Annotated in this window: 20 protein-coding genes; 7 read left to right on the top strand and 13 right to left on the bottom strand. The window is 67.4% G+C overall.

Annotated features, from left to right (window positions below; genetic code table 11):
* Positions 1-9 precede the first annotated feature (9 nt).
* From FHS97_RS08130 to FHS97_RS08080, 11 genes are all read right to left on the bottom strand, one after another.
* Positions 10-504: a DUF1877 family protein gene (locus FHS97_RS08130; protein WP_184035611.1), complete on the bottom strand. Its 495-nt coding sequence runs from the start codon at positions 502-504 to the stop codon at positions 10-12.
* An 11-nt stretch (positions 505-515) separates the two neighbouring features.
* Entirely contained in the window at positions 516-1,727 is a 1,212-nt protein-coding gene (gene odhB / locus FHS97_RS08125) for a 2-oxoglutarate dehydrogenase complex dihydrolipoyllysine-residue succinyltransferase (protein WP_184035609.1), read from the bottom strand.
* Between the two features lie 73 nt (positions 1,728-1,800).
* Positions 1,801-4,770 (bottom strand): 2-oxoglutarate dehydrogenase E1 component, encoded by a 2,970-nt coding sequence (locus FHS97_RS08120; protein ID WP_184035607.1) that lies wholly within the window; start codon positions 4,768-4,770, stop codon positions 1,801-1,803.
* Positions 4,771-4,901: 131 nt separating this feature from the next.
* A complete protein-coding gene (gene sucD, locus FHS97_RS08115) occupies positions 4,902-5,792 on the bottom strand; it encodes a succinate--CoA ligase subunit alpha (protein ID WP_184035604.1) in 891 nt (296 codons plus the stop codon).
* The gene (locus FHS97_RS08110) at positions 5,789-6,319 is read right to left on the bottom strand and encodes a hypothetical protein (RefSeq protein ID WP_184035601.1); all 531 of its coding nucleotides are present in this window, start codon (positions 6,317-6,319) and stop codon (positions 5,789-5,791) included. The genes sucD and FHS97_RS08110 overlap by 4 nt, the downstream gene beginning before the upstream one ends.
* Before the next feature lie 2 nt (positions 6,320-6,321).
* Complete coding sequence (gene mdh / locus FHS97_RS08105; protein ID WP_184035599.1) at positions 6,322-7,284, bottom strand: malate dehydrogenase; 963 nt, start codon at positions 7,282-7,284, stop codon at positions 6,322-6,324.
* 117 nt (positions 7,285-7,401) lie between these two features.
* Positions 7,402-8,496, bottom strand: coding sequence for a cell division protein ZapE (gene zapE, locus FHS97_RS08100; protein WP_184035597.1), 1,095 nt, complete (start codon positions 8,494-8,496; stop codon positions 7,402-7,404).
* A gap of 292 nt (positions 8,497-8,788) precedes the next feature.
* On the bottom strand, positions 8,789-9,571 hold the full coding sequence (locus FHS97_RS08095; protein WP_281391686.1) for a succinate dehydrogenase iron-sulfur subunit: 783 nt from the start codon (positions 9,569-9,571) through the stop codon (positions 8,789-8,791).
* A gap of 138 nt (positions 9,572-9,709) precedes the next feature.
* The gene (locus FHS97_RS08090) at positions 9,710-10,183 is read right to left on the bottom strand and encodes a VOC family protein (protein WP_184035595.1); all 474 of its coding nucleotides are present in this window, start codon (positions 10,181-10,183) and stop codon (positions 9,710-9,712) included.
* A complete protein-coding gene (locus tag FHS97_RS08085; protein ID WP_184035593.1) occupies positions 10,180-10,956 on the bottom strand; it encodes a VOC family protein in 777 nt (258 codons plus the stop codon). The genes FHS97_RS08090 and FHS97_RS08085 overlap by 4 nt, the downstream gene beginning before the upstream one ends.
* Positions 10,953-11,366: a VOC family protein gene (locus FHS97_RS08080; RefSeq protein ID WP_184035591.1), complete on the bottom strand. Its 414-nt coding sequence runs from the start codon at positions 11,364-11,366 to the stop codon at positions 10,953-10,955. The genes FHS97_RS08085 and FHS97_RS08080 overlap by 4 nt, the downstream gene beginning before the upstream one ends.
* A gap of 202 nt (positions 11,367-11,568) precedes the next feature.
* Here FHS97_RS08080 and cobS point away from each other — a divergent pair, with 202 nt between their 5' ends.
* The 7 genes from cobS (at position 11,569) to FHS97_RS08045 (ending at position 18,852) form a co-directional block, all read left to right on the top strand.
* Positions 11,569-12,573 carry a cobaltochelatase subunit CobS gene (gene cobS / locus FHS97_RS08075; RefSeq protein WP_184035589.1) on the top strand — a complete coding sequence of 335 codons (1,005 nt, stop codon included), beginning with the start codon at positions 11,569-11,571 and terminating at the stop codon, positions 12,571-12,573.
* A 46-nt stretch (positions 12,574-12,619) separates the two neighbouring features.
* Complete coding sequence (locus FHS97_RS08070) at positions 12,620-12,904, top strand: type II toxin-antitoxin system Phd/YefM family antitoxin (RefSeq protein ID WP_184035587.1); 285 nt, start codon at positions 12,620-12,622, stop codon at positions 12,902-12,904.
* Entirely contained in the window at positions 12,904-13,290 is a 387-nt protein-coding gene (locus FHS97_RS08065) for a type II toxin-antitoxin system VapC family toxin (protein WP_184035584.1), read from the top strand. Before FHS97_RS08070 ends, FHS97_RS08065 begins: the two co-directional genes overlap by 1 nt.
* The gene (gene cobT / locus FHS97_RS08060) at positions 13,290-15,113 is read left to right on the top strand and encodes a cobaltochelatase subunit CobT (RefSeq protein ID WP_184035582.1); all 1,824 of its coding nucleotides are present in this window, start codon (positions 13,290-13,292) and stop codon (positions 15,111-15,113) included. Before FHS97_RS08065 ends, cobT begins: the two co-directional genes overlap by 1 nt.
* 189 nt (positions 15,114-15,302) lie before the next feature.
* On the top strand, positions 15,303-15,605 hold the full coding sequence (locus FHS97_RS08055) for a ribbon-helix-helix domain-containing protein (protein WP_184035580.1): 303 nt from the start codon (positions 15,303-15,305) through the stop codon (positions 15,603-15,605).
* A 31-nt stretch (positions 15,606-15,636) separates the two neighbouring features.
* A complete protein-coding gene (locus FHS97_RS08050; RefSeq protein WP_184035578.1) occupies positions 15,637-18,060 on the top strand; it encodes a TonB-dependent receptor in 2,424 nt (807 codons plus the stop codon).
* A 108-nt stretch (positions 18,061-18,168) separates the two neighbouring features.
* The gene (locus tag FHS97_RS08045; RefSeq protein WP_184035576.1) at positions 18,169-18,852 is read left to right on the top strand and encodes a Fe2+-dependent dioxygenase; all 684 of its coding nucleotides are present in this window, start codon (positions 18,169-18,171) and stop codon (positions 18,850-18,852) included.
* Positions 18,853-18,885: 33 nt separating this feature from the next.
* Here FHS97_RS08045 and FHS97_RS08040 read toward each other — a convergent pair whose 3' ends face one another.
* Positions 18,886-19,740, bottom strand: a complete 855-nt coding sequence (locus tag FHS97_RS08040) for a manganese catalase family protein (protein WP_184035572.1) — start codon at positions 19,738-19,740, stop codon at positions 18,886-18,888.
* 445 nt (positions 19,741-20,185) lie between these two features.
* Positions 20,186-24,814, bottom strand: coding sequence for an NAD-glutamate dehydrogenase (locus tag FHS97_RS08035; RefSeq protein ID WP_184035570.1), 4,629 nt, complete (start codon positions 24,812-24,814; stop codon positions 20,186-20,188).
* Positions 24,815-24,882 lie beyond the last annotated feature (68 nt).

Raw genomic sequence — 24,882 nt, 5'->3', positions numbered from 1 at the left:
CGTTCAGAATTACGTGATGAGGGCAAAAGCATTGTCGTTCGCGTCGACCGCTGCACTGACAAAGGCTCGCAGCCGGGCTACGTCTGCTTGCAGAAATCTGAGCGCTTCCTCGCCCTCGTCCGCGAGCGTTTCCGCCAGATAGACCTGATCGGAGATCGCCGCCGCCGCGTCGTAGCGCCGCGCCCATTCCTCGTCAGAGTGCGCCGACAGCGCTGTGTGGAAGGCGCCGATGGCTTTCGCAGGGATAAACCATGCCGGACCATAACCGTGATTTGGCCCCACCTCCTCGAACATGCCGAGAATGAGTCCCAACGGCCCATTCACAACGTCTGCGGTACCTGTCAGCAGGAAGTGCACGGCGTGCCATTGCTTGTCGAGGTCGATGCTCCGACCAGCGGTATAGGCTTCCTCGGAGTTCACGAAGTCGTAAATGGATTCGGGATCCGCACGCAAAGCCGCGACCTCGTGATCGCTGGCCCGCGCCATCACCCAAATCATTCCCATCGCTCGACTCCTTACAGGTCGATCAGGATGCGCGTCGGATCCTCGATCGCGTTCTTGAGCGCGACAAGGAAGGTCACCGCCTCGCGGCCGTCGATCAGACGGTGATCGTAGCTGAGCGCAAGATACATCATCGGGCGCACCACGACCTGACCGTCACGCACCACCGGACGCTCCTCGATCCGGTGCAGGCCGAGCACCGCCGACTGCGGCGGGTTGATGATCGGGGTCGACATCAGCGAGCCGAACACGCCGCCGTTCGAGATCGTGAAGGTACCGCCCTTCATCTCGTCCATCTTGAGCGTGCCGTCCTTGGCGCGCTTGCCGAAGTCGCCGATCGTCTTCTCGATGCCCGCGACCGACAGGTCCTGCGCATCGCGGATCACCGGGACGACGAGGCCGTTCGGCGCGCTGACCGCGACCGAGATGTCGGCGTAATCGTGATAGACGATCTCGTCGCCCTCGACCGAGGCGTTGACCGACGGGATGTCCTTCAGCGCCATCGTCGCGGCCTTCACGAAGAAGCCCATGAAGCCCAGCCGGACGCCGTGCTTCTTCTCGAACAGATCCTTGTACTTGGCCCGCGCCTCGATCACCGCGGTCATGTCGACGTCGTTGAACGTCGTCAGCATCGCGGCGGTGTTCTGCGCTTCCTTCAGGCGCTTGGCGATCGTCTGGCGCAGGCGCGTCATCTTGACGCGCTCTTCCTTGCGGCCGCCCGACGCCGGAGCGGCAGCCGGTGTGGCCTGCGCTTCCGGCGCGCTCGCCGGCTTGGTCGACGCCGCAGCGGCGACGTCTTCCTTGGTCAGGCGACCGTCCTTGCCGGTGCCCTTGACCGTCGAGGGGTCGACGCCGTGTTCAAGCACCGCGCGGCGCACCGACGGCGACAGCGCCGCGGCGGCATCACCCGACGGGGCGGACGCGGGCGCCGAGGCCGGGCTCTCGGTCACCGCCGGCTGCGGCGCGGCGCTCTTGGCGGGCGCGCCGTCGCCGCTCTCGATCGTCGCGATCAGCGCACCGACCTCGACCGTGTCGCCGACCTTGACCGCATGCTGGCCCATCACGCCCGCAACGGGCGAGGGGACCTCGACCGAGACCTTGTCGGTCTCAAGGCTCGCAATCGGCTCGTCGGCGGCGACCGCATCGCCGGGCTGCTTCAGCCATTCGCCGACCGTCGCTTCGGTGATCGATTCGCCCAGCGTGGGGACCAGAACTTCGGTTGCCATCTCAAACCTCGTCGTCGCGGCCGTGGCCGTCAGTGTCGTTAGCAGATCCCGGCGCGGGCCGGGACCATGATCGTCAGGCGGTCGGCGCCGCTGCCTTCTTGGTCGTCTCGGCCTCGCGCGTGCGACGAATCTCGTCGCGCACGTTATGGCCCAGCGCGTCGGCGATCAGCGCGCCCTGCTCCGCCTGGTGACGCTTCATTAGGCCGGTTGCGGGCGACGCAGCCGCGGTCCGCCCGGCGTAGCGTGGCCGCGCGACGCGCGCCTTGGCGATGCCCAGCGCTTCCTCGATGAACGGCTCGACGAAGAACCAGTAACCGTTGTTGCGCGGCTCTTCCTGCGCCCAGATCACATCCTCGAGGTTAGGCATCCGCGCGATCCGGGCGGCGAGCGCTTCGGTCGGGAACGGGTAAAGCTGCTCGACGCGGACGATCTGCGTGTTCTTGTCGCCCGCGGCGTCGCGCGCTTCCATCAGGTCGTAGGAGACCTTGCCGGTGCACAGCACCAGCCGCTTCGTCTCGGTATCCGCCGGTGCCGACGGGTCGGAGAGGATGCGGCGGAAGTGCGAGTCGCCGAGGAAGTCCGCCGCGCTGCTCACCGCCAGCTTGTGGCGCAGCAGCGACTTGGGCGTGAACACCACCAGCGGCTTGCGGAAGTTGCGATGCATCTGCCGGCGCAGCAGGTGGAAGTAGTTCGCCGGCGTGGTGCAGTTCGCGACCTGGATATTGTCGCCTGCGCACAGCTGCAGGAAGCGCTCGGGACGGGCCGAGCTATGCTCCGGACCCTGACCTTCGTAGCCGTGCGGCAACAGCATCACCAGCCCGTTGGCGCGCAGCCACTTGGCTTCGCCCGAGGCGATGAACTGGTCGATCATGATCTGCGCGCCGTTGACGAAATCGCCGAACTGCGCCTCCCACATCACCAGCGTCTTCGGGTCCGCGAGCGCATAGCCGTACTCGAACCCGAGCACGCCATATTCGGAGAGCGGGCTGTCGAGCACCTCGAAGCTGCCGTGCGGAATCGTCCACAGCGGCACGAACTTGTGTTCGTCGGTCTGGTCGACCCACACCGCATGGCGTTGCGAGAAGGTGCCGCGACCCGAATCCTGACCCGACAGGCGGACGCCATAGCCCTCGTGGAGCAGCGAGCCGAACGCCAGCGCTTCGCCGGTCGCCCAGTCGAAGTTGCTGCCGGTTTCGAACATCTGGCGCTTGGCATCGAGCACGCGCGACAGCGTCTTGTGGATCGCGATCGTCTCTGGAACCGTGGTCAGCGTGCGGCCGATCGAGTCGAACAGCTTCTGCTCGATCCCGGTCTCGACGCTGCGCCGCGCGCTCTCGGCGTCGGCGGGGGCGTGCAAGCCCGACCAGCGACCCGCGAACCAGTCGGCCTTGTTCGGCTTGTAGCCCGCGCCCGCCTCGAACTCGCCTTCGAGCAACGTGACATATTGCGTGACGTTGTCGTCGAGCCACGCCTGATCGATCACGCCCTCGGCGATCAATCGCTTGCTGTAGACGTCGCTGACCGGCGGATGCTCGCGGATCGCCTTGTACATCAGCGGCTGGGTGAAGCCGGGCTCGTCGCCTTCGTTATGGCCGAAGCGGCGATAGCACCACATGTCGATCACGACGTCGCGGTGGAACTTCTGCCGATATTCGATCGCCATCTTGGTCGCGAAGGTCACCGCCTCGGGATCGTCGCCGTTGACGTGGAAGATCGGCGCCTGCACGCCCTTCGCGACGTCGGACGGGTAGGGCGACGAGCGCGCGAATTGCGGGCTGGTCGTGAAGCCGATCTGGTTGTTGATGACGAAGTGGACGCAGCCGCCGGTGTTGTAGCCGCGGATGCCTGAGAAGCCGAGGCATTCCCAGACGATGCCCTGGCCCGCGAACGCCGCGTCACCGTGGATCAGCACCGGCAGCGAGCGCGAATGCGTCTCCAGATCGCCCGCGATATGCTGGATCGCGCGGATCTTGCCGAGGACCACCGGATCGGCCGCCTCGAGGTGCGACGGGTTCGCGACCAGCGACATATGGACGTGATGCCCGTCGAACTCGCGGTCGGTCGAGGTGCCGAGGTGATACTTCACGTCACCCGAACCGCCGATATCGTCGGGGTTGGCCGAACCGCCCGCAAACTCATGGAAGATCACGCGCAACGGCTTGCCCATGACGTTGGCGAGCACGTTCAGGCGGCCGCGGTGCGCCATGCCGAACACGATCTCGTTGACGCCCGCTGCGCCGCCGTACTTGATGACGCTTTCCAGCGCGGGGATCATGCTCTCGCCGCCGTCGAGCCCGAAGCGCTTCGTGCCGACGTACTTGCGGCCGAGGAACTTCTCCCACTGCTCGGCCTCGATCACCTTGTTGAGGATCGCCTTCTTGCCCTGCGCGGTGAACTCGACCTGCTTGTCCTTGCCTTCCATGCGCTCCTGGAGGAACTTGCGCTCCTCGACATCGGCGATGTGCATGAACTCGAGCCCGACATTCCCGCAGTAATTGGCGCGCAGCGTGTCGACCAATTCGCGGATCGTCGCCCATTGCAGCCCCAGCGAGCCGCCGAGATAGACCGGGCGGTCGATGTCGCTGTCGGAGAAGCCGTGATATTCGGTGGTCAGATCGGCCGGCAGCTCGCGCAGGCCCGACAGACCGAGCGGATCGAGGTTGGCGGCGAGGTGCCCGCGCACGCGATAGGTGCGGATCAAAAGCTGCGCGCGGATCGAGTCCGCCGCCGCCTTGACGATCGCGTCCTGCGACGGCGCTGCGGCGGCCGGGGCGGCGGCGAGCTTGCCGCCCTTCACGGGCTTGGGGGCCGGCTCCATCTGCGTCGGGTCGAGCCCGGCGGTCAGGTCGTCGGTGGTGGTCAGCGGCCAACGCTTGTTGGTCCAGGACGGCGCGTTCATCGAGCCCTCGAGCCCTTCGAAGAAATTGCGCCAGCCGGTGTCGACCGAGTCGGGCGATTCCTTGAAGCGCGCATAGAGCGCGTCGATGAACTGGGGGCTGACGCCTCCGGCGATGTCGCTGAAATCCTGGCCTTCGTAGCCCATGTCACGCTTCCCCGGCCGCTCGGCTGCTTCTTTTACGCGTCACCCCGACGAAAGGCCGGGGTCCAGAGCCGCGAGCGGCCCGCCTGCCGCTCTGGATCCCGGCCTCTCCGCCGGGATGACGTCGGGTCGTCTTACTTGTTGAGCACGCTCAGCAGCGTCGAGCCGAGCTCCGAGGGGCTCGCCGCGACCTTGATCCCGGCGGCTTCCATCGCCGCGATCTTGCTCTCCGCATCGCCCTTGCCGCCCGACACGATCGCGCCGGCATGGCCCATGCGCCGGCCCGGAGGCGCGGTGCGGCCCGCGATGAATCCGGCCATCGGCTTCTTGCGGCCACGCTTGGCCTCGTCGATCAGGAACTGCGCGGCCTGCTCTTCGGCGTCGCCGCCGATCTCGCCGATCATGATGATCGACTGCGTTTCCTCGTCGGCGAGGAACAGCTCGAGCACGTCGATGAAGTTGGTGCCGTTGACCGGATCGCCGCCGATCCCGACCGCGGTGGTCTGGCCGAGCCCGGCGTTCGAGGTCTGGAACACCGCCTCATAGGTCAGCGTGCCCGAACGCGACACGACGCCGACCGAGCCCTTCTTGAAGATGTTGCCCGGCATGATGCCGATCTTGCACTCGCCCGGCGTCAGCACGCCCGGGCAGTTCGGGCCGATCAGCCGCGACTTGCTGCCCGACAGCGCGCGCTTGACGCGGACCATGTCGAGCACCGGAATACCCTCGGTGATCGCGACGATCAGCGGCACCTCGGCGTCGATCGCCTCGAGGATCGAATCGGCGGCGAAGGGCGGCGGCACGTAGATGACGCTGGCGTTCGCGCCGGTCTTGGCGACCGCCTCCGCGACCGTGTCGAAGTTCGGCAGCCCCAGTTCCTCATGGGTGGTGCCGCCCTTGCCCGGCGTCACGCCGCCGACCATCTGCGTGCCGTAATCCAGCGCCGCCCTGGTGTGGAAGGTGCCGGTCTTGCCGGTCATCCCTTGCGTGATGACCTTGGTGTTCTTGTCGACGAGGATGCTCATTTTGACTCCCGAGAGACATAGACGACAGCGGCCCGGATCGAGGGGCGGTCGTTGTTGCCGGTAGATGCGAGATCGATGTAACGATGGTCTGGCGCGGCGAAAAACTGTTCGCCCTTGCCGTCGTCCTTAAATGGCGCGCCATAAGCATTGGCCATAGCCGCCTGAATGCCGGGGAACGCAGAAACCGAGCCAATGTCGGCCATCACCGTGCAGAGTTGTGACGTCCCGCGCGCCGGCGTGGTCGACACCATCATCAAACGACCCTTGCCGTACACGATGAGGGGGCTTTCAACCGGCTTTCCGTCTTTCGACGAGATCGACGCCTTGGACCAGCCGTCCGCCGCGAGCCGTGCCTGATCGAGACCGGCAGGCCCGACACTTACCACACATGAGCGGACGCCGGCGACGATCTCCTCCGGCGACGCGGGCGCTCGCGCTTTCGCATTCGCCGGACTGGCAGCCGTCCCCACCGCGCATAGCGCGGCGACGAGCAGACGTCGCAGGGCAGGGACGGACGTACCTTCCACGATCAGGCCAGCGAACCGTCGATGCCCTTGCAGGCGACCAGCAGTTCCTTGACCGCGTCGACCGAGACCTGAAGGTTGCCCTTCGCCTCGACCGACAGCTTGACCTCGACGACCTTCTCGACGCCGCCGGCACCGATCACCACCGGCACGCCGACGTACAGGTCGTCGATGCGATATTGGCCGGTCAGGTGCGCCGCGGCGGGCAGGATCCGCTTCTGGTCGTAGAGATACGCCTCGGCCATCGCGATGCCGCTGGTGGCGGGCGCATAATAAGCCGAGCCGGTCTTCAGCAGCGCGACGATCTCGCCACCGCCGCCGCGCGTGCGCTTGATGATCTCGTCGACCTTCTCCTTGGTGGAGAAGCCCATCGCGATCAGGTCGCTGACCGGGATGCCGCTGACGGTCGAATATTCGAGCACCGGCACCATCGTGTCGCCGTGGCCGCCGAGCACGAAGGTGTTCACGTCCTTCACCGACACGCCGAATTCCTCGGCGAGGAAGTGCGAGAAGCGTGCCGAGTCGAGCACTCCCGCCATGCCGACGACCTTGTTGTGCGGCAGACCGGAGAATTCGCGCAGCGCCCAGACCATCGCGTCGAGCGGGTTGGTGATGCAGATCACGAATGCGTCGGGGGCGTTGTCGCGAATGCCTTCGCCGACTGCCTTCATCACCTTCAGGTTGATGCCGAGCAGGTCGTCGCGGCTCATGCCGGGCTTGCGCGCGACACCGGCGGTGACGATGATGACGTCGGCGCCGGCAATGTCGGCGTAATCGTTCGAGCCCTTGATCGAGGCGTCGAAGCCTTCGACCGGGCCGCACTGCGACAGGTCGAGCGCCTTGCCCTGCGGCACGCCCTCGACCACGTCGAACAGGACGATGTCACCCAGACCCTTGAGTGCTGCGAGGTGCGCGAGCGTGCCGCCGATATTGCCGGCGCCGATCAGCGCGATCTTCTTGCGGGCCATCCCATCCCTTCCGTCGTTGACGTGTGAATGGTCATGCCGCCTACGCCCTTCGGGGGCAGGGAGCAACCCGTAAAGCGCGCGTCGGAAAAGTTTAATTGAAAATGGTTCGCAGCAGCATTAAGCCGCGCCATGACCTTCGGCGAGGTAGCTTTCGGAGCGCATCTCGTCCAGCCGGCTGACTGTCCGCTGGAACTCGAACGCGCCGTCGCCTTGCGGATAGAGCTGGTCGGGTTCGGCATCGGCGGACGCCAGCAACTTGACCTTATGCTCATATAGCGCGTCGATCAGCTGGACGAAGCGCGCGGCTTCATTTCGATTGTCCGGCCCAAGCACCGGGATGCCGACGAGGATCACGGTATGATAGCGGCGGGCGATCGCGAGATAGTCGGCGGCCCCGCGCGCTTCGCCGCACAATTTCTTGAACGCGAAAACTGCGACGCCTTTCAACGTCTTGGGCACGCGCAACGTGCGGCCCTGCACGACCAACTTCTCGGACGGGACGTGCTGGCGATCTTCGGGCGGATAGTCGGTGAGACGGAAGAAGGCGGCGGAGAGGTCGGCGGTCGCCTGCTCGCCGTTGGGCACGCACCACGTCTTCTGCGCGCCGAGCCGGTCGCGGCGGTAATCGACCGGACCGTTGAGCGCGATCACGTCCAGCCGCTCCTCGACCAGCGCGATAAAGCCAAGGAAATGCTCGCGATTAAGGCCATTCTTGTAGAGGTCGGCGGGCGCGCGGTTGCTGGTCGTCACCACCGTCACGCCCGCCTCGATCAGCGCGGTGAACAGCCGCGACAGGATCATCGCGTCGGGCGAGTTGGTGACCATCATCTCGTCAAAGGCGAGCAGCCGCGCCTCCTCGGCGAGCGCCTCGGCGACCGGGAAGATGGGGTCGCCCTGTTCCTTGCGGCGCTCGGCGGCGAGGCGGGCGTGAACCTCCAGCATGAACTCGGCGAAGTGGACGCGGCGCTTCTTGGCGATATCGACGTGGTGGAAAAAGAGGTCCATCAACATCGACTTACCGCGTCCAACGCCGCCCCACATGTAGATGCCGCGCGCGGGAATCGTGCGGCGTCGGAACAGGCCGGTGGTGCGCGGCTTCTCCAGTTCGGCAGCCAGCGCGTCGAGGCGGGCGGCGCCGGCGGCCTGCTCGGGATCGGGACGCAGTTCGTCGGCCGCGATCAGCGATTGATAGGCGGCCAGCACCTTGCCCATGTCGTTCCTTCCAGCGTCGATGTTGCTGTGCACAATAAGCGGCTGCTTTGGGCGAGCCGGCGCGGCGGATCAAGTCGCGCGCCGGTAGCGCCGGGTGCCGCTCTCACCGCCGTGGGTACCGGAGCGACCACGAAAATACCTTCCATCCGACGCGGGCGGTAGCGCGATGAAGGCAATCGGCGGCCCCAATCGGCGACCCCGGTCGCGAACGGGCGCACAAAAAAACCAGCGCCCCGGACAGGGCGCTGGTTCGTGTTGCTCCGCTCGCGATGATGGCGGCGAGCGCCCGGCGTCAGACCAGCCGCTCGACTTCCATCTTCTTGATCTCCGCGATCGCCTTGGCGGGCGACAGCCCCTTGGGGCAGGTGTTCGCGCAATTCATGATCGTGTGGCAGCGATAGAGGCGGAACGGATCCTCCAGCGCGTCGAGCCGCTCGCCGGTCATCTCGTCGCGGCTGTCGGCGAGCCAGCGATAGGCCTGGAGCAGGATCGCCGGACCGAGGAACTTGTCGCTGTTCCACCAGTAGCTGGGGCACGAGGTCGAGCAGCACGCGCACAGGATGCACTCGTACAGGCCGTCGAGCTTGGCGCGCTCCTCGGGCGACTGGAGCCGTTCCTTGCCGGCGGGCGGCGGGGTGACGGTCTGGAGCCACGGCGTGATCGACGCATATTGCGCGTAGAAGCGCGTGAAATCGGGGACCAGATCCTTGATGACGTCCATCGCGGGCAGCGGCGTGATCTTGATCTCGCCCTTCACGTCCTCGATCGCGGTGGTGCAGGCGAGGCCGTTGCGCCCATCGATATTCATCGAGCACGAACCGCAGATGCCTTCGCGGCACGAGCGCCGGAAGGTGAGCGACGGATCCTGCTCCGACTTGATCTTGATGAGCGCGTCGAGGACCATCGGCCCGCATTCGTCGAGATTGACCTCGAACGTGTCGTAACGCGGGTTCTCGCCCGAGTCGGGATCGTAGCGATACACCTTGAAGTTGCGCATCGTGCCGCCGGGCTGCGGCGACGGATGCTTCTGCCCGCCCTTGATCTTGCTGTTCTTCGGGAGCGTGAACTCGGCCATGCGCGCGTCTCGTCTTGGTCAGAATCGTCGGCGCACAGAAGGCGCACCGGCGCCATTACTCGGGCGGCGGGTACACGATCGCGAGGCTGGCCGCAAACATGCCCGTCGCCCGCCTAGTTAGCTATTATGCCCGGCGGCTCAAGAGGCGATCGCACGTTCCAGCGCGGCGACGTCGATCCGCATCATCTCCATCATCGCCGCCATCGCCTTCGCCGCGTGCCGCGGGTCGTTCATCAACTCGGTCAGGCGGCGCGGCACGATCTGCCATGCCACGCCCCAGCGATCCTTGAGCCAGCCGCACTGCATCTCCGTGCCGCCATCGCCGAGAAACGCCTCCCAATAGCGATCGACCTCGGCCTGATCGATGCAGTCGACCGACAGCGACATCGCCGCGCTGTGCTGCGGGCCGGGGCCGCCGTCGAGCAGCGCGAACCGGCGACCGGCCAGCGTGAACTCGACCGTCAGCACCTTGCCCGCCGCGCTGCCGGGATAGTCGAGTGGCGCGCGCAGGAACCGGTCGATCGCGCTGTCGGGGAGCAGCGCGGTATAGAAGCGCGCCTGTTCCTCGGCGGTGCCGTTGCACCAGATCCAGGTCGTCACCTTGTCGGTCACGCCGACCGCGTCCCGACAAAGCCGATCCGTGCGCCGTCCGGGTCGGCGGCGACGACCGAGAAATGGTCGTGCGGGATCGGATCGGGGCCTTGCAGGACGGTGCCGCCGCCCTCGACCACGCGCGCGACCGCCGCGTCGATGTCGTCGACCTGTGCGTAGAAGAGCCAACCCGGCACTCCGTCCGGCAACACCGGCATCGTCGCGCCGAGACAGGTGTCGCCGGCGTGCACGAACTTATACTCGCCGAGCGGTCCCATCGGCATCCCGCCCTCGTGCCGCCAGCCGAACACGCGCGCATAGAAAGCCAGTGCGCGTTCCTGATCGGGCGCGGTCAGCTCGTTCCAGACCATCTGCCCCGGCCCGTCATAGGGCGGGGTGACGAAGGCGCGCGACGGCTGGTCCATCGCGCCCCGCATCACGTAGAAGGGTCGCCCCTCGGGATCGGCGAGCAGCGCCATGCGCCCGACGCCGTCCATGTCGACCGGCGGCATCAGCATCGTGCCGCCTGCGTCCTGCGCGGTTGCGATCGCGGCGTCGACATCGTCGACCCCGACATAGAACAGCCAGCCCGGCGTCGCGTCGGGGTGGGGGCGCGGCATCAGCCCCGCGACGCCCTCGCCGCCCGCCGTGCTGACGATCCGATAGTCCATCCCCGCCACGTCGCCCGATGGCGCGACCTGCCAGCCGAACAATCGTTCGTAGAAAGCCTGTGCGCGGTCGGCGTCGGCGGCGTGATATTCGTACCAGATCGGAGTGCCGTGCGGGTTCCTCATGCTGCCTCTCCTGCCGGGGCGGCGGACATGTCCATATGCACCGTCTCCCAGATGTGACCGTCGGGGTCTTCGAACGCGCCGCCGTACATGAAGTGCTGATCGACAATCGGGCGCGTTTCCTTTCCGCCGGCGCTCCGCGCGGCGGCGTGGATCGCATCCACCGCGGCGCGATCATCAAACGACAGGCAGAAGAGCGCGGCGCTCACCTGATGCGTGTCGGCGATCGGCTTGTCGGTGAAGGTCGCGTAGAAGCCATGGTCGAGCAGCATGACGCTGATCGCGTCGGACCAGCGCATCGCCGAGGCGACGTCGTTGGAGAAGTCGGGATTCTGCTCGAACCCGATCGCCTGGTAGAAGGCGGTGGCGCGCGCCACATCGCCGACCGGCAGGTTGATGAAGATCATCCGCATCGCGCTCGCCCTCTCCCCGAGTCGTTATCGCCGCATCATGCGCCAACGCCTGCGCGCGGCAAGTGCCGGGAAACCGGCGCCAAAGGCGTGCGTTCATCCCGCGTTCTCCAGCCCCGACCCGGCCGGGCGAGGCGTGCGGCGGGTTGACGCGGGCGCGCCGGCTTCGCAGTGGTCGGAAAACTCCAGCGAACGGCGCCAACGCATGACCGATATCCCGAACACGCAGCCCGACAGCCGCGACACCACGATCCTCGACGCACCCGACAAGATGGTGCGCGTGCGCGACCTGTTCGGCATCGACACCGACATGGAGGTGCCGGCCTTCTCCGAGGCGGACGAGCGCGTGCCCGATCTCGACCCCGCCTATGTCTTCGATCCCGACACGACGCTGGCGATCGTCGCGGGTTTCGCGCACAATCGCCGCGTGATGGTGCAAGGCTATCACGGCACCGGTAAGTCGAGTCATATCGAGCAGGTCGCGGCGCGGCTGAAATGGCCGTGCATCCGCATCAACCTCGACGCCCACATCAGCCGCATCGATCTGGTCGGGCGCGATGCGATCGTGCTGCGCGACGGGCAGCAGGTCACCGAGTTCCGCGAAGGGCTGTTGCCGTGGGCGCTCCAGACCCCGACCGCTTTGGTGTTCGACGAATATGACGCCGGACGCCCGGATGTGATGTTCGTGATCCAGCGCGTGCTGGAGACCGAGGGCAAGCTGACATTGCTCGACCAGAATCGCGTGATCCGCCCGAATCCGTATTTCCGGCTGTTCGCGACCGCCAATACCGTCGGGCTGGGCGATACGAGCGGGCTGTATCACGGCACGCAGCAGATCAATCAGGGGCAGATGGACCGCTGGAACGTGGTCGTCACGCTCAATTATCTGCCGGCGGTCACCGAGGCGCAGATCGTGCTCGCCAAGTCGGGCGAATATGACAAGCCCGAGGGCAAGAAGCTGGTCGAGAACATGGTCCGCGTCGCCGACCTGACGCGCAAGGGCTTCGTCAACGGCGACATCTCGACCGTAATGAGCCCGCGGACGGTCATCACCTGGGCGCAGAACGCGCTGATCTTCGGCGATGTCGGTTTTGCGTTCCGGCTGTCGTTCCTCAACAAGTGCGACGAGGCGGAGCGCGCGCTGGTGGCGGAATATTACCAGCGCGTGTTCGGGAAGGACCTGCCCGAGAGCGTGGTGGCGAAAGCTTGATGCCGGGGGTGGACCAAGCTACTTAGTCCACCCGAGGAGACGGGCGATGGCCAAGGCCGATCCGCAGAAGACCTTCAACGTTCACGAAGCCAAGACGCAATTGTCGCGGCTGATCGAACGCGCCCATGCGGGCGAGGAGATCGTGCTGGCCAAGGCGGGCGTGCCCTATGCCAAGCTGGTCCCGATCGACCCGCCGGTGCCCGCCCGGCGGACGCCGGGACGGTTCCGTGGCCTGATGGACCTGTCGCCCCTAGAGGCGGTCGCCCCCTGCTTCACCGACGCGGAACTGGACGAGATCGAAAACCGCAGCATCTTTCCGCCGGAGCATTGATGCGACTGCTGCTCGACACGCATGCGCTGCTATGGTGGTGGTTCGACGACGCGACGCTGCCGGATCGGGCGAAGGCGGCGATCGGGGATCGTGACAACGAAGTCTACGTCAGCGCGGCGTCGGGCTGGGAGATCGCGACCAAGGTTCGCAAAGGGCAACTGGCCGGCATCGCCGACCGGATGGCAAACTTCGAGCATTATCTGGCCGACGACGGGTTTCGCGCGTTGTCGATCACGATGGCGCATGGCGTGCGCAGCGGTGCGCTGCCGGGGGCACATAAAGACCCTTTCGACCGCATGCTGGCCGCTCAGGCACTGATGGAGGACCTGACTCTGGTGACGTGCGATAAGGTAATGGCCAATTTCGGCTGTGAGACGTTCTGGTAATGGCGACCGACACCCCCCTCGACCGTTTCAAGGCCGTGCTCGGCGGCACCGCGCGTGCGCTGTCCGACGAGGCGGAAGTGGAACTCGCCTATACCGCCGATGCGCCCGCGCAGTCGGGCAAGCATCTGCGCGTGCCGATGCCGGCGCGGACCCTGCCCGCCGAGCAGGTCGCCGAGGCGCGTGGCTTCGCCGATGGTTTCGCGCTGCGGCTGCGCCACCACGACGACGCGCTCCACGCGCGCGGCGCGCCCGCCGAGGCGACGGCGCGGTCGGTCTATGACGCGGTCGAGACGGCGCGCGTCGAGGCGCTGGGCAGTCGCGGCTATGACGGGATCGCCGACAATCTCGCGCGCGCGCTCGACGTGCGGCTGCGCAGCGACCCGATCACGCGCGCGCGGACGAAGAGCGAGGTGCCGCTCGCCTCGGCGCTGGGGCTGATGGTGCGCGAGGCGCTGACCGGACGGCTGCCGCCGGTCGAGGCCGAGCCGGGGCTGGCGCTGGTGCGCGAGTGGATCGACGGCAAGGTCGACCTCTCCGCGCTCGCGCTCGCGCTCGACGACCAGCGCGCTTTTCAGGGGCTGACCCGCAAGCTGCTCGAACAGCTCGAACTCGTCGAGGGCGAACAGGCGCCGCAGGACAGCGACGAGGGCGGCGAGGACGAGGAAGGCGAGGAAGGACAGGAGACCGACGAGGCCGACGAGGGCGAGGCAGAAGGCTCGGAAGGCGAGTCCGAGGTCGAGGCGCGCGGCCAGCAGCGCGACGATCAGTCGCAGGAAGGCGAGAGCGAGCAGCTCGAAGGCGACGATATCGACGATGCCGAGGGCGAGCCCGGCGACGACGGCGAGGAGGGGATGCAGCCGGTGCGCCCCAACCGCCCGCCCACCGATCTGTCCGCGCATTTCGATTACAAGGTCTGGACCGAGCGGTTCGACGAAGTCGTCGCGGCGACCGAATTGTGCGACGCCGAGGAACTGGCGCGGCTGCGCGGCTATCTCGACCAGCAGCTCGTCCATCTGCAATCGGCGGTGTCGAAGCTCGCCAACCGGCTCCAGCGACGGTTGATGGCGCAACAGTCGCGATCGTGGGATTTCGATCAGGAAGAGGGGCTGCTCGACGCCGCACGGCTGGCACGCGTGGTGGTCAATCCGACCCAGTCGCTGAGCTACAAGATCGAGCGCGACACCGATTTTCGCGACACGGTGGTGACGCTACTGATCGACAATTCGGGATCGATGCGCGGGCGGCCGATCTCGATCGCGGCGATCAGCGCCGATATCCTCGCGCGCACCTTGGAGCGGTGCGGGGTGAAGACCGAGATCCTCGGCTTCACCACGCGCGCGTGGAAGGGCGGGCAGAGCCGCGAGACCTGGCTCGCGGCCGGACGCCCGCCGCAGCCGGGGCGGCTCAACGACGTCCGCCACATCGTCTACAAACGCGCCGACGAGCCGTGGCGGCGCGCGCGGCCCGCGTTGGGGCTGATGATGCGCGAGGGGCTGCTCAAGGAGAATATCGACGGCGAGGCGCTGCTGTGGGCGCACGCGCGGATGATGGCGCGGCCGGAGGAGCGGCGCATCCTGATGGTCATCTCCGACGGTGCGCCGGTCGATGATTCGACGCTGAGCGTCAATTCGGGGTCCTATCTCGAGCGGCATTTGCGGCAGGTGATCGCGTGGATCGAGAAGCGCTCGCCGGTCGAGCTGGTCGCGATCGGCATCGGGCATGACGTGACTCGCTATTACAGCCGCGCGGTGACGATCATGGATGCCGAGCAATTGGGCGGGACGATCATCGAGCAGCTCGCCGCGCTGTTCGATGCGGAGTAGACGGCAGCGCGCCCATCGTCCCCGGTCTTGAGGCGGGACGCCGGACGGCGGGCGCGTCGCCGCGATCCGCCATCCCGCTCCTGTCCGGACTGGCAGGAGAGGGAGCCCCGGGTTCGGATCAGGTCCGGTGCGACCGAGGCACCGGGGTCGCGGTGAAGCGCGTTGCGAGCGGGCGGAGGTCACACGATCATGATTGCAGCGCCGCACGGCGGCTTCATCGGCCCGGTCAAGCGCTCGGTCACGATCGCGGGGCATGCGACCTCCGTCAGCCTCGAACCCGTCTTCTGGGCGGCACTCGAACGCGCCGCCGTCGCGCATGCGCTTCCGCTGTCCGCCCTGGTGGCGCACGTCGACGCGCTCCGTATCGCCCAAGACGAACCGCCGAACCTGGCAAGCGCGCTTCGGTCGTATCTCGCCGACAATCCTGAACATTTTGCGACGGACATGCGATCCGGTCGCATTAGCGTTGACAGTGAAAGTCACTCGCAATAGCTGAGCGCCCATAACAATGGGGGTTCAACACATGTCATCGCCTTCCGCGTCGTTTCTGGCGCTGTCCTGCATCGGCTTCATCGCCTCCGCTCCGGCAACCGCGGAGACGCCGGATCGCCCTGCCGCCGCGCAGGACGGAAGGACGCGGATCGACCGCGACGATGTGGTCGTGACCGGCGCGCGCGAACGCGCCCCCGACCAGCTCGAAAGCCCAAAGGCGACCGCCGCGCTGCTCGATACGCCGCAGACCGTGACGGTGATCTCGGACCAGGTGCTTCGCAAACAGAACCTGCTGACGCTGCGCGACGCGCTCCAGACGCTGCCGGGCATCACCTTCGGCGCGGGCGAGGGCGGGGGCGGCTATGGCGACAGCATCAACCTGCGCGGCTATTCGGCCAACAACGACATCACGATCGACGGCATCCGCGACAGCGCCCAATATAGCCGCACCGATCCGTTCAACCTGCAGCAGATCGAAGTCTACAACGGTGCCAATTCGGTGTTCAACGGCTCGGGCTCGGTCGGCGGCACGATCAATCTCGTCAGCAAGGAGCCGCGCCCCGAAGATCTGACGATCGCGCAGGCGGCGATCGGCACCGACCATTATTACCGCGCCGCGCTCGACGCCAATGAGCGGGTGAGCGACATGGTCGGCGTCCGGCTCAACGCGGTTTATCACCATAACGACGTACCCGGCCGAGATGTCGAGAAGTACAAGCGCTGGGGCGTGGCTCCGGCGGTGACGATCGGGATGGACGGGCCGACCAGCCTGACGCTCGCCTATGTCCACCAGCAGGACCGCAACACGCCGTTGTACGGCATTCCGTATTTCAACAACGATCTCGTCGGCGGCCTCATCCCCGGCGCGGATCGCAGCGACTATTACGGCTACCGCAATCTCGACCGGCAGGACGTGGACGTCGACCGGCTGACCGCGACGCTGCGCCATCAGGTCAACGAGCATCTGTCGGTGCGCAATCTGACGCGTTGGCAGCGCGTCGGCCAGTATAGCGTCACCAGCGCGCCGCAGGGGACGTTCTGTCTGGCAAGCGGGACGCAGCCGGTGCAGGTGGCGGGGAAGACGACCGGCGCGGCCTGCACCACGACGGTCAACGGCACGGCGCTCACCATTCCTGCCGGGCAGTGGCTGCCGTCCGGACCGCGGGGGTTGATCCGCGATCAGGTCAACCAGCTCTTGGCCAACCAGACCGACATCCGGCTGGAACATGGCGACAAGGGTGGCATCCGCAACGTCGCCAATGTCGGCGTGTCGTGGATGGTCGAGGATTACCGGATCGTCACCGGCTCGCTGTTGCGCAATGCCGATGGCTCGGCGATCGCGCCGCTGCCGTTGCTGGCGATCAGCAACCCCGACACCAATTATCGCGGGCCGATCAACTACGTCGCCACCGCGCATTCCAAATCGTCGACGCGCAACGTCGCCGTATATGCGTTCGATACGCTGGAGCTTGGGCGGCACGTCGAGGTCAACGCCGGGGTCCGCTGGGAACAGCAACATGCCGAGTTCGAGCAATTGCCGGTCGCCGCAGCGCCGGGGGTGACGCAGCCGGTCGCCGCTCAGGCGCGCCAGTTGAACCGCGAACGGCTGTTCTCGTATCGCGCGGGGCTGGTCTATCACCCCGTGGAGGACGTCAGCCTCTACGCCAGCTACGGCAATGCCAAGACGCCGTCGTCAGCGACGGTGCGGCTCGGCTGCGTCAGCGTGTCGAGCGCGATCGTCACCAACACCTGCGGCGTCGCGCCGGAGACCGCGCGCAATTACGAGGTCGGGGTCAAGGCCGGGCTGTTCGGGCGACGGCTGGAGCTGACCGCCGCGGCGTTCCGCAACGAGCGGAGCAACTATCGCATCCCCTCGAACGATCCCGCGCTGCCGACGGTGCAGGTGCTCGATGGGCGCAGCCGCGTCGACGGGATCGCGCTCGGCGCGTCGGGCAACATCACGCGCAACTGGACGATCTTCGCCAATTACACCTATCTCGACAGCGAGGTGCGGCAATCGGTGTCCAATTACTGCCTCAGGAATGCCGGGGCAGCGGGATGCGGTAATTCGGTTGCGGTGCCCGATCCGCAGAAAGGCTTTGAGCTGGTGCAGACCCCGCCGCATTCGGGCAGCCTGTTCACCACCTACAAGCTGCCGTTCGGCCTCGAGCTCGGCTATGGCCTGACCTATCAGGGCGCGTTCACCACCTATGTCCCGACGCTCGCCAATGCTGCGCTGCTCAAGACCGACGATTATCTGATCCACCGCGCCTATCTGGCGTACAGCTTCCGTCAGGGGCTGACGATGCAGCTCAACGTCCAGAACGTCACCGACGAAAAGTACCTCACCAACGTGCGCAACAACATCAATGCGACGACCGGAGTGGTCACTGGCGGCTGGGCAATGCCGGGCGAGCGGCGGCAGGCGGTGCTGAGCCTGTTCTACAGCTTCTGACGCACGTACATCCGCTGTCATCGCGAGCGTAGCGCAGCAATCCAGTGTTCCGCGAGCTGCCCTGGATTGCTTCGCTCCGCTCGCAATGACGATAGCAAAGGATCATTTATGCTGATCGCGATCCCCGACGTGCTCGACGCTGCGACCCTTGCAGAGGTGCGCGCGACGATCGACGCGGCGGACTGGGTCGACGGCAATGCGACCTCCGGGCCGCAGGCGGCGCTCGCCAAGCGCAATCGCCAGTTGCCCGAGGACGGCGCGGCGGCGCGTGCAGCGGGGGCGACGATTCTCGACGCGCTGGGCCGCACGCCGCTGTTCGTGGCGGCGGCGTTGCCGGCGAAGGTCTTCCCGCCGCTGTTCAACCGCTACGAGGGCGGGCAGGACTTCGGCGTTCACGTCGACAATGCGATCCGCATCAAGCGCGGCAGCGACTTCCGTCTCCGCAGCGATCTGTCCGCGACGCTCTTCCTTGCCGATCCGGACAGTTATGACGGCGGCGAGCTGGTGATCGAGGAACAGTTCGGGACGCAGGCGGTCAAGCTGCCCGCCGGGCATATGGTGCTGTATCCGGCGTCGAGCCTGCACCGCGTCGCGCCGGTGACGCGTGGGGTGCGGGTGGCGAGCTTCTTCTGGATCCAGTCGATGGTCCGCGACGATGGTGCGCGGCGCATCCTGTTCGAACTCGATCAGGGCGTGCAGGCGGTCGCCGCGGCGCAGGGGCAGGGCGCGGCGGCGACGGTGCAGCTGACGGGCGTGTACCACAATCTGCTGCGCCGCTGGGCGGAGGTGTAGCGGGCGGAGCGCAGAGCCCCGCCCGCCATGGCCTTAGCCGATCTGCTTGTCCTGCGCGCCGCTGTCGGGGCGCGCCGGTCCGAGGATCGGTTCCTCGCCGAGCGGCTTGTTCGGGAAAACGGTGAACTCGCCGCGCCCGTCGATCGACGGGCCGCTGGTCCAGCGCCCCTCGGGATAGCTGCCGTCCGCCGCGGTGGCATAGAAATTGTAGTTGTTCTCCTGATCCTCCTGCTCCTGCGGGAAGCTGTTCGGGATCGGGAGATTGGCCGCCGCGCCGCCCAATTCCTCGATCACCGCCAGCCATTGCTGCTGGTGCATCGTGTCGCGCGCAATCATGTAGTGGAGCATCTTCTTCATGCCCTCGTCATGCGCGGCGTTGAACAGTCGCACCGCCAGCACGCGCCCGGTGCTCTCGGCGGCCACGTTGCAATACATGTCGGCCGCGACGTTGCCGCTCGCATAGACGTGGCTCATGTTGAACGGCACACCGTCGGAATCCATCGGCATCGCCGCGAGCCCGCCCGACAGCAGGTTCTTGTGGATCAGGCCTTCGATCTCCTGCCGGCCGTTGCCGCCACCCATCACCGCACCGACGATCCCGTCGGCCGCGCCTTCTTCCTGCAGCGAGGCCGGCGCCTTGTCGAGATTGAGCGCCACCGCGGTGGCGAGCATCTCGATATGGCCGATCTCCTCGGTCGCGGTGTGCAGCAGCATGTCGCGATATTTTGGCGTCGGCGCGCGATTGCCCCACGCCTGGAAGAAATATTGCATGCAGACGCGGATCTCGCCCTCCACGCCGCCGATCGCCTGTTGCAGCATTCGCGCGAAGGCGGGATCGGGCTTCTCGACCGTGACGGGGTACTGAAGGCGCCTGTCGTGATAATACATGCTGCTTCTCCGATGACAAAGACGGAGACGCAACCGCCGGGCCGGCGAGAAGTCGTTTGATCTGCGACATGACTTGGCTGCTTTCGCAGTAATTTAAGTCAGAAGTTGTTCTATGTCAGTGAGTTTATGGGGCATCGGCGCGGCGACGTTGATCTGGCTCAAGCTGCTGCGCCCGCGCGATGCAGCTGGCTTCTTCGCGAACGTCGCGCCGGATGTGGAGAGGGCAGATAGCCACATGCTTCGTCAGGCTCAGTATGGATCGGGCGGGCAAGCTCTTCCGACGCTCTCTCAAGAAAGATTGTCGTTTTGCGCAGCGCGAAGCCACCCAGCGCCGGAACAGAACGCTCTGGATTGCTTCCCCGGCCTTCGCCGGGGAAGCAACGACGGATCGTGGTTGTGTAGGACAGCCCTCCCCCCCCCTCCCGAGGGGAGGGGCTTCAGGGGGTCAGCGCCCGAGCAGCACGCGCGCCTGACCCGCGATCTGCGCCAGCATCGCCGCATTGGGCGCCTGCGCGTTGCGGGCGCGATCGATCACTGCGCGGAATTGCCCGACGCGCGCGGCGTTCTTCGACAGCCAGGCGTCGACCAGCGCGACCGGATCGCTCGCGCCGCCGCGGCCGAGGAAGTCGAGCCGCAATTGCTGGAAGTCGCGCGCGAGGCCGGCGATCAACAGCCGCTCCCACGGGTCGCTGGGGTTGATGCGCGTCGCGGTGCCCTGCGCCCAGTCGAGCCCGAGCCCTTCGCCGAGCCGCGTGAAGGCGCGCGCCAATTGCGTCTCGTCGATCGCGGCGCGCTCGCCGAGATCGGCGAGCCCGACCGCGCCGTCGAGTTCGAACAACAGCACGACACTGAGCGCGAGATCGTGCGGCGCGCCGGCCGCCTCCAGCGTGTCGGCGATCCGCCGCGAATGCGCGCGCGCCTCGTCGAGCAGCAGGTCGTCGGTCGCCGCCGCCAGCCGGTCGATCCCGCCCGACAGCCGCGCGAGCACGGTCGCGGGCAGCGTGCCGGGCGCGGTGGCGCGGAGCAGGTCGGCGATCTGCGACCGCACCGCGACCGCGACCTCGTCGAACAGCGCCAGCCGCCCGGCTTCCGGCATCGGCGTGGTTTCGATCGCCTGCCACAAGGCTGCGAGGCCGAATTGGCGCTCGGCGACGACGAACATCGCGGCGATGTCGGCGAGCGTGGCGCCTTCTTCCTCCGCCAGCTCGAACGGATGGAGGATGCCGATGCGGTTGACGATGCGGTTGGCGAGCTTGGTCGCGACGATTTCGGCGCGCAGGCGGTGCGCGTCGATCGCGGGGGCGAATTGCTCCTGCATCGCGTGCGGGAAAGCAGCGTGCAAGTCGGGGAGCAGCGCCTCGTCCTCGCCGAGCGCCGAATGCTCGATCTCGTCCTGCAACGACAGTTTCGCGGTCGCGAGCAGCACCGCGAGTTCGGGGCGGGTAAGCCCGCGCCCCTCGCCGGTGCGGCGCAGCAGGTCGGTGTTGTTCGCCAGCCCCTCGACATGGCGGTCGAGCCGCCCGGCTTCCTCGAACACCTCGATCAGCCGGACGTAGCTGGGCAGCGCCTGCGCGCCGCCGCGCTCGGCGATCGACAGGCCGAGCGTCTGCAGGCGATTGTCCTCCAGCACCAGTTGCGCGACATCGTCGGTCATGCTGCCGAGCAGGATGTTGCGATCCTCGAACGACAGCCGGCCCGCGATCATCTCGCGGTTGAGCGCGATCTTGATGTTGACCTCGTTATCCGAGCAGTCGACGCCCGCCGAATTGTCGATGAAGTCGGTGTTGATCCGACCGCCGCGCGCCGCGAACGCGATCCGCGCCGCCTGCGTGACGCCGAGGTTCGCGCCCTCGCCGATCGCGATCGCGCGCAATTCCTCGGCATCGACGCGCAGCCGGTCGTTGGCGGGATCGCCGACGGTGGCGTTGTTCTCGGCCGCCGCCTTCACATAGGTGCCGATGCCGCCGAACCAGATCAGGTCGGCGGGGCTCTTCAGGATCGCGGCGATCAGCGCGATCGGCTCCAGCCGGTCGGCGGTGATGCCGAGCGCGGCCTGCACCTGCGGGGTGAGCGGAATCGACTTCATGTCGCGCGCGAACACGCCGCCGCCTTCGGAGATCAACGACGTATCGTAATCCGCCCAGCTCGACCGCGGCAGCGCGAACATCCGGGCGCGCTCCGCCCAGCTTGCCGCCGGATCGGGATCGGGGTCGAGGAAGATGTGGCGGTGGTCGAAGGCGGCGACCAGCTTGATCGCCTTCGACAGCAGCATCCCGTTGCCGAACACGTCGCCCGACATGTCGCCGCAGCCGACGACGCGGATCGGGTCCGCCTGCACATCGACGCCGCGTTCCGCGAAATGGCGCTGGACCGAGACCCACGCGCCCTTGGCGGTGATCCCCATCGCCTTGTGGTCATAGCCCTGCGAGCCGCCGCTCGCGAAGGCGTCGCCGAGCCAGAAGTCGCGGTCGAGCGCGATCGCGTTGGCGACGTCGCTGAACGTCGCGGTGCCCTTGTCGGCGGCGACGACGAAATACGGGTCCTCGCCGTCGAGGATCGTCACGCCCTGCGGATGAACGACCGTGCCGTTCTCGATATTGTCGGTGATCGACAGAAGCGTGCGGATGAAGATGCGATACGCCTCGGTCCCCTCCGCCAGCCATGCGTCGCGGTTCGAGGGCGCGGGAAGCTGCTTGGCGTAGAAGCCGCCCTTCGCGCCGGTCGGCACGATGACGGCGTTCTTGACGCGCTGCGCCTTCATCAGCCCGAGAATCTCGGTGCGGAAATCGTCGCGGCGGTCGGACCAGCGCAGCCCGCCGCGCGCGACCGGGCCGGCGCGCAGATGGATGCCCTCGACGCGTGGGGAATAGACCCACACCTCGCGCCACGGCAGCGGGGCGGGGAGGCCGGGAATCTTCGCGCTGTCGAGCTTGAACGCCAGCGCCTCGTTCGCCGCCTCGGTGAAGGCGTTGGTGCGCAGCGTCGCGTCGATCACCGCGCGGAAGGCGCGCAGGATGCGGTCGTCGTCGATCCCGGTGACCGCGTCGAGCCCGGCGTCGATCACGCCCTGCGCCGCCTCGGCATCGGCGGTCGAGGCCGGGTCGTGAACCGCGACGAAGCGTTCGACCAGCGCCTTGGTGACGGGCCGGACGCGGGTGAGCGTGTCGACGACATTGGCGGGGCCGTAGCTCATCCCAGCCTGCCGCAAATAGCGATACCAGGCGCGGAACAGCACGACCTCGGACGGCGACAGCCCGGCCTCGAGCATCAGCCGGTTGAAGCCGTCATCCTCGGCGCGGCCTTCGAGCACCTGCGCCAGCGCTTCCTGCAAGGTGTCGGCGCTGGCGAGGACGGCGGGGATGTCGGCCTTGGTCTCGAGCGTGAAATCGTGGATCGAGCTGCGTTCCTCGTCGGTCAGCGCGGTCGGCATTTCCTCGATCACGCGGAACCCGAAATGTTCGAGCGCCGGCACCGCGTCCGACAGCGCGAGCGGGCCGCCCTGGCGATAGACCTTGAGGTGGAGCATCCCGTCGCCGCCGGCGGTGAAGCGCACCTCGCGGTCGGCATCGCCGTCGAGATTGGCGATCGACACGATGTCGCGCGCCGCCTCGTCGGCGCTAGCGCCGGTGCGATAGCGGACCGGGAAGGCCGCGGCGTGGCGCAGCGCGAGGCGGGCGGCGCGCGCCGGGCCGACCTCGTCCGCCAGCGCGGCCTCGATCGACGGCGTCCAGCCGCGGACCATCTTCTCGAGCTGCGCGTCGAGCGTCAGCGCGTCGGGCAGCACGCCCGCGCCGCGCAGGTCGATCGTGTAGCGGAGCAGCGCGACGCGCCCGTCCTCGACGCTGGTCGACCAGTTGAGCACCTGGCCGTTCGCGGCCTCGCCGAGCATCTCGCCGATCGCGACGCGGCGCGCGGTGGTCATCTCGTCGCGCGGCAGCCACACGAACGCATAGAGGTGCCGGCCGAGCGGGGAGGGGACCAGCACCAGCTTCGGGCGCGGCCGGTCGGCGAGGCTCATCGCGGTGAGCGCCAGCTCCTCCATCGACGCCGCGCTGATCGCGGTCATCAGGTCGTGCGGGAGCGTCGCGATGGCGTGGGTCAGCGCCTTGCCGGTGTGGCCGGCGGGGTCGAAGCCGAACTTCGCCTCGCTCGCCGCGAGACGCTGGCGCAGGACGGGCACGCTGCGCGGCGGGGCGTTGAGCGCGGCGGAGGTCCACAGCCCGGCGTGGATCGACAGCCCGGTGACGCGCCCGCCGGTATGGATCGGCACCACCAAGAGGTCGAGCGGGACGCGGCGGTGGACCGGCGAGATCAGGCTCGACTTGAGCAGCAGCGGCGCGGAATTGCCGGCAGTGAAATAGTCGATCGCCAGCCGCCGCGAGCGGTCGGCGAGGATCGGCACCTCATGCTCGTTGACGACGATGCCGAGCGGCGCGGCGGCGTCGACCGTGCCGTCGGCGTGCCAGCGCTCATGCCCCAGCAAGGTGAAATGCCGGTCGAGGAACCAGCGCAACAGCGCCGCGCCCTCCGGGTCGCCCCCCACGTCGTCGATCACGCCCGCATCCGCCGCCAGCGTGCCCTGCATCGCGCGCCAGTCGCGCACCGCGACACGGACGTCGGCGAGCAGCCGTTCGATCTCGTCGGTCAGCGCGCGCCGGTCACGCGCGTCGACGCGCTCCAGCTCGATATAGATCATCGATTCGGGCCGACCGTCCGCGCCTTCGATGTCGGTCAGCCGGCCCTCGGCATCGCGCGAGACGCGGATCACCGGGTGGATGACGCGATCGACCGCGATGTCGCGGTCACCGATCGCCGCCGCGACCGAATCGACGAGGAACGGCATGTCGTCGTTGACGATCGCCAGCCGCATCCGCCGCCGTGCGCCATCGCCGGGGAGCTGCTCCAGCGCCAGCACCGGGGTGCCGGGCGCGCGCACCGCGGCGGTCTGCGCGAGGAAGGCCGCCGCCTCCGCCTGCTTGTCCTCGCCGAAGCCGGCAAGCTCGCCCGGCAGCGCGCGATAGGTGAGGCGGGCCGCCAGCGCGGCAGACAGTATCTGAAGAGACTTTTCCGGCATGCGCCGAGCTATGCGCCCCTCGCGCGTCTAGCTCAAGCGTTGCCGCGCTGCACCGGTGCAGCGTCGGC

The organism is Sphingomonas endophytica, assembly GCF_014199415.1.
Classification (GTDB): Bacteria; Pseudomonadota; Alphaproteobacteria; order Sphingomonadales; family Sphingomonadaceae; genus Sphingomonas; species Sphingomonas endophytica.
The sequence above is the reverse complement of the archived record's forward strand: the minus strand, read 5'-3'. Positions and strand labels throughout refer to the sequence as shown.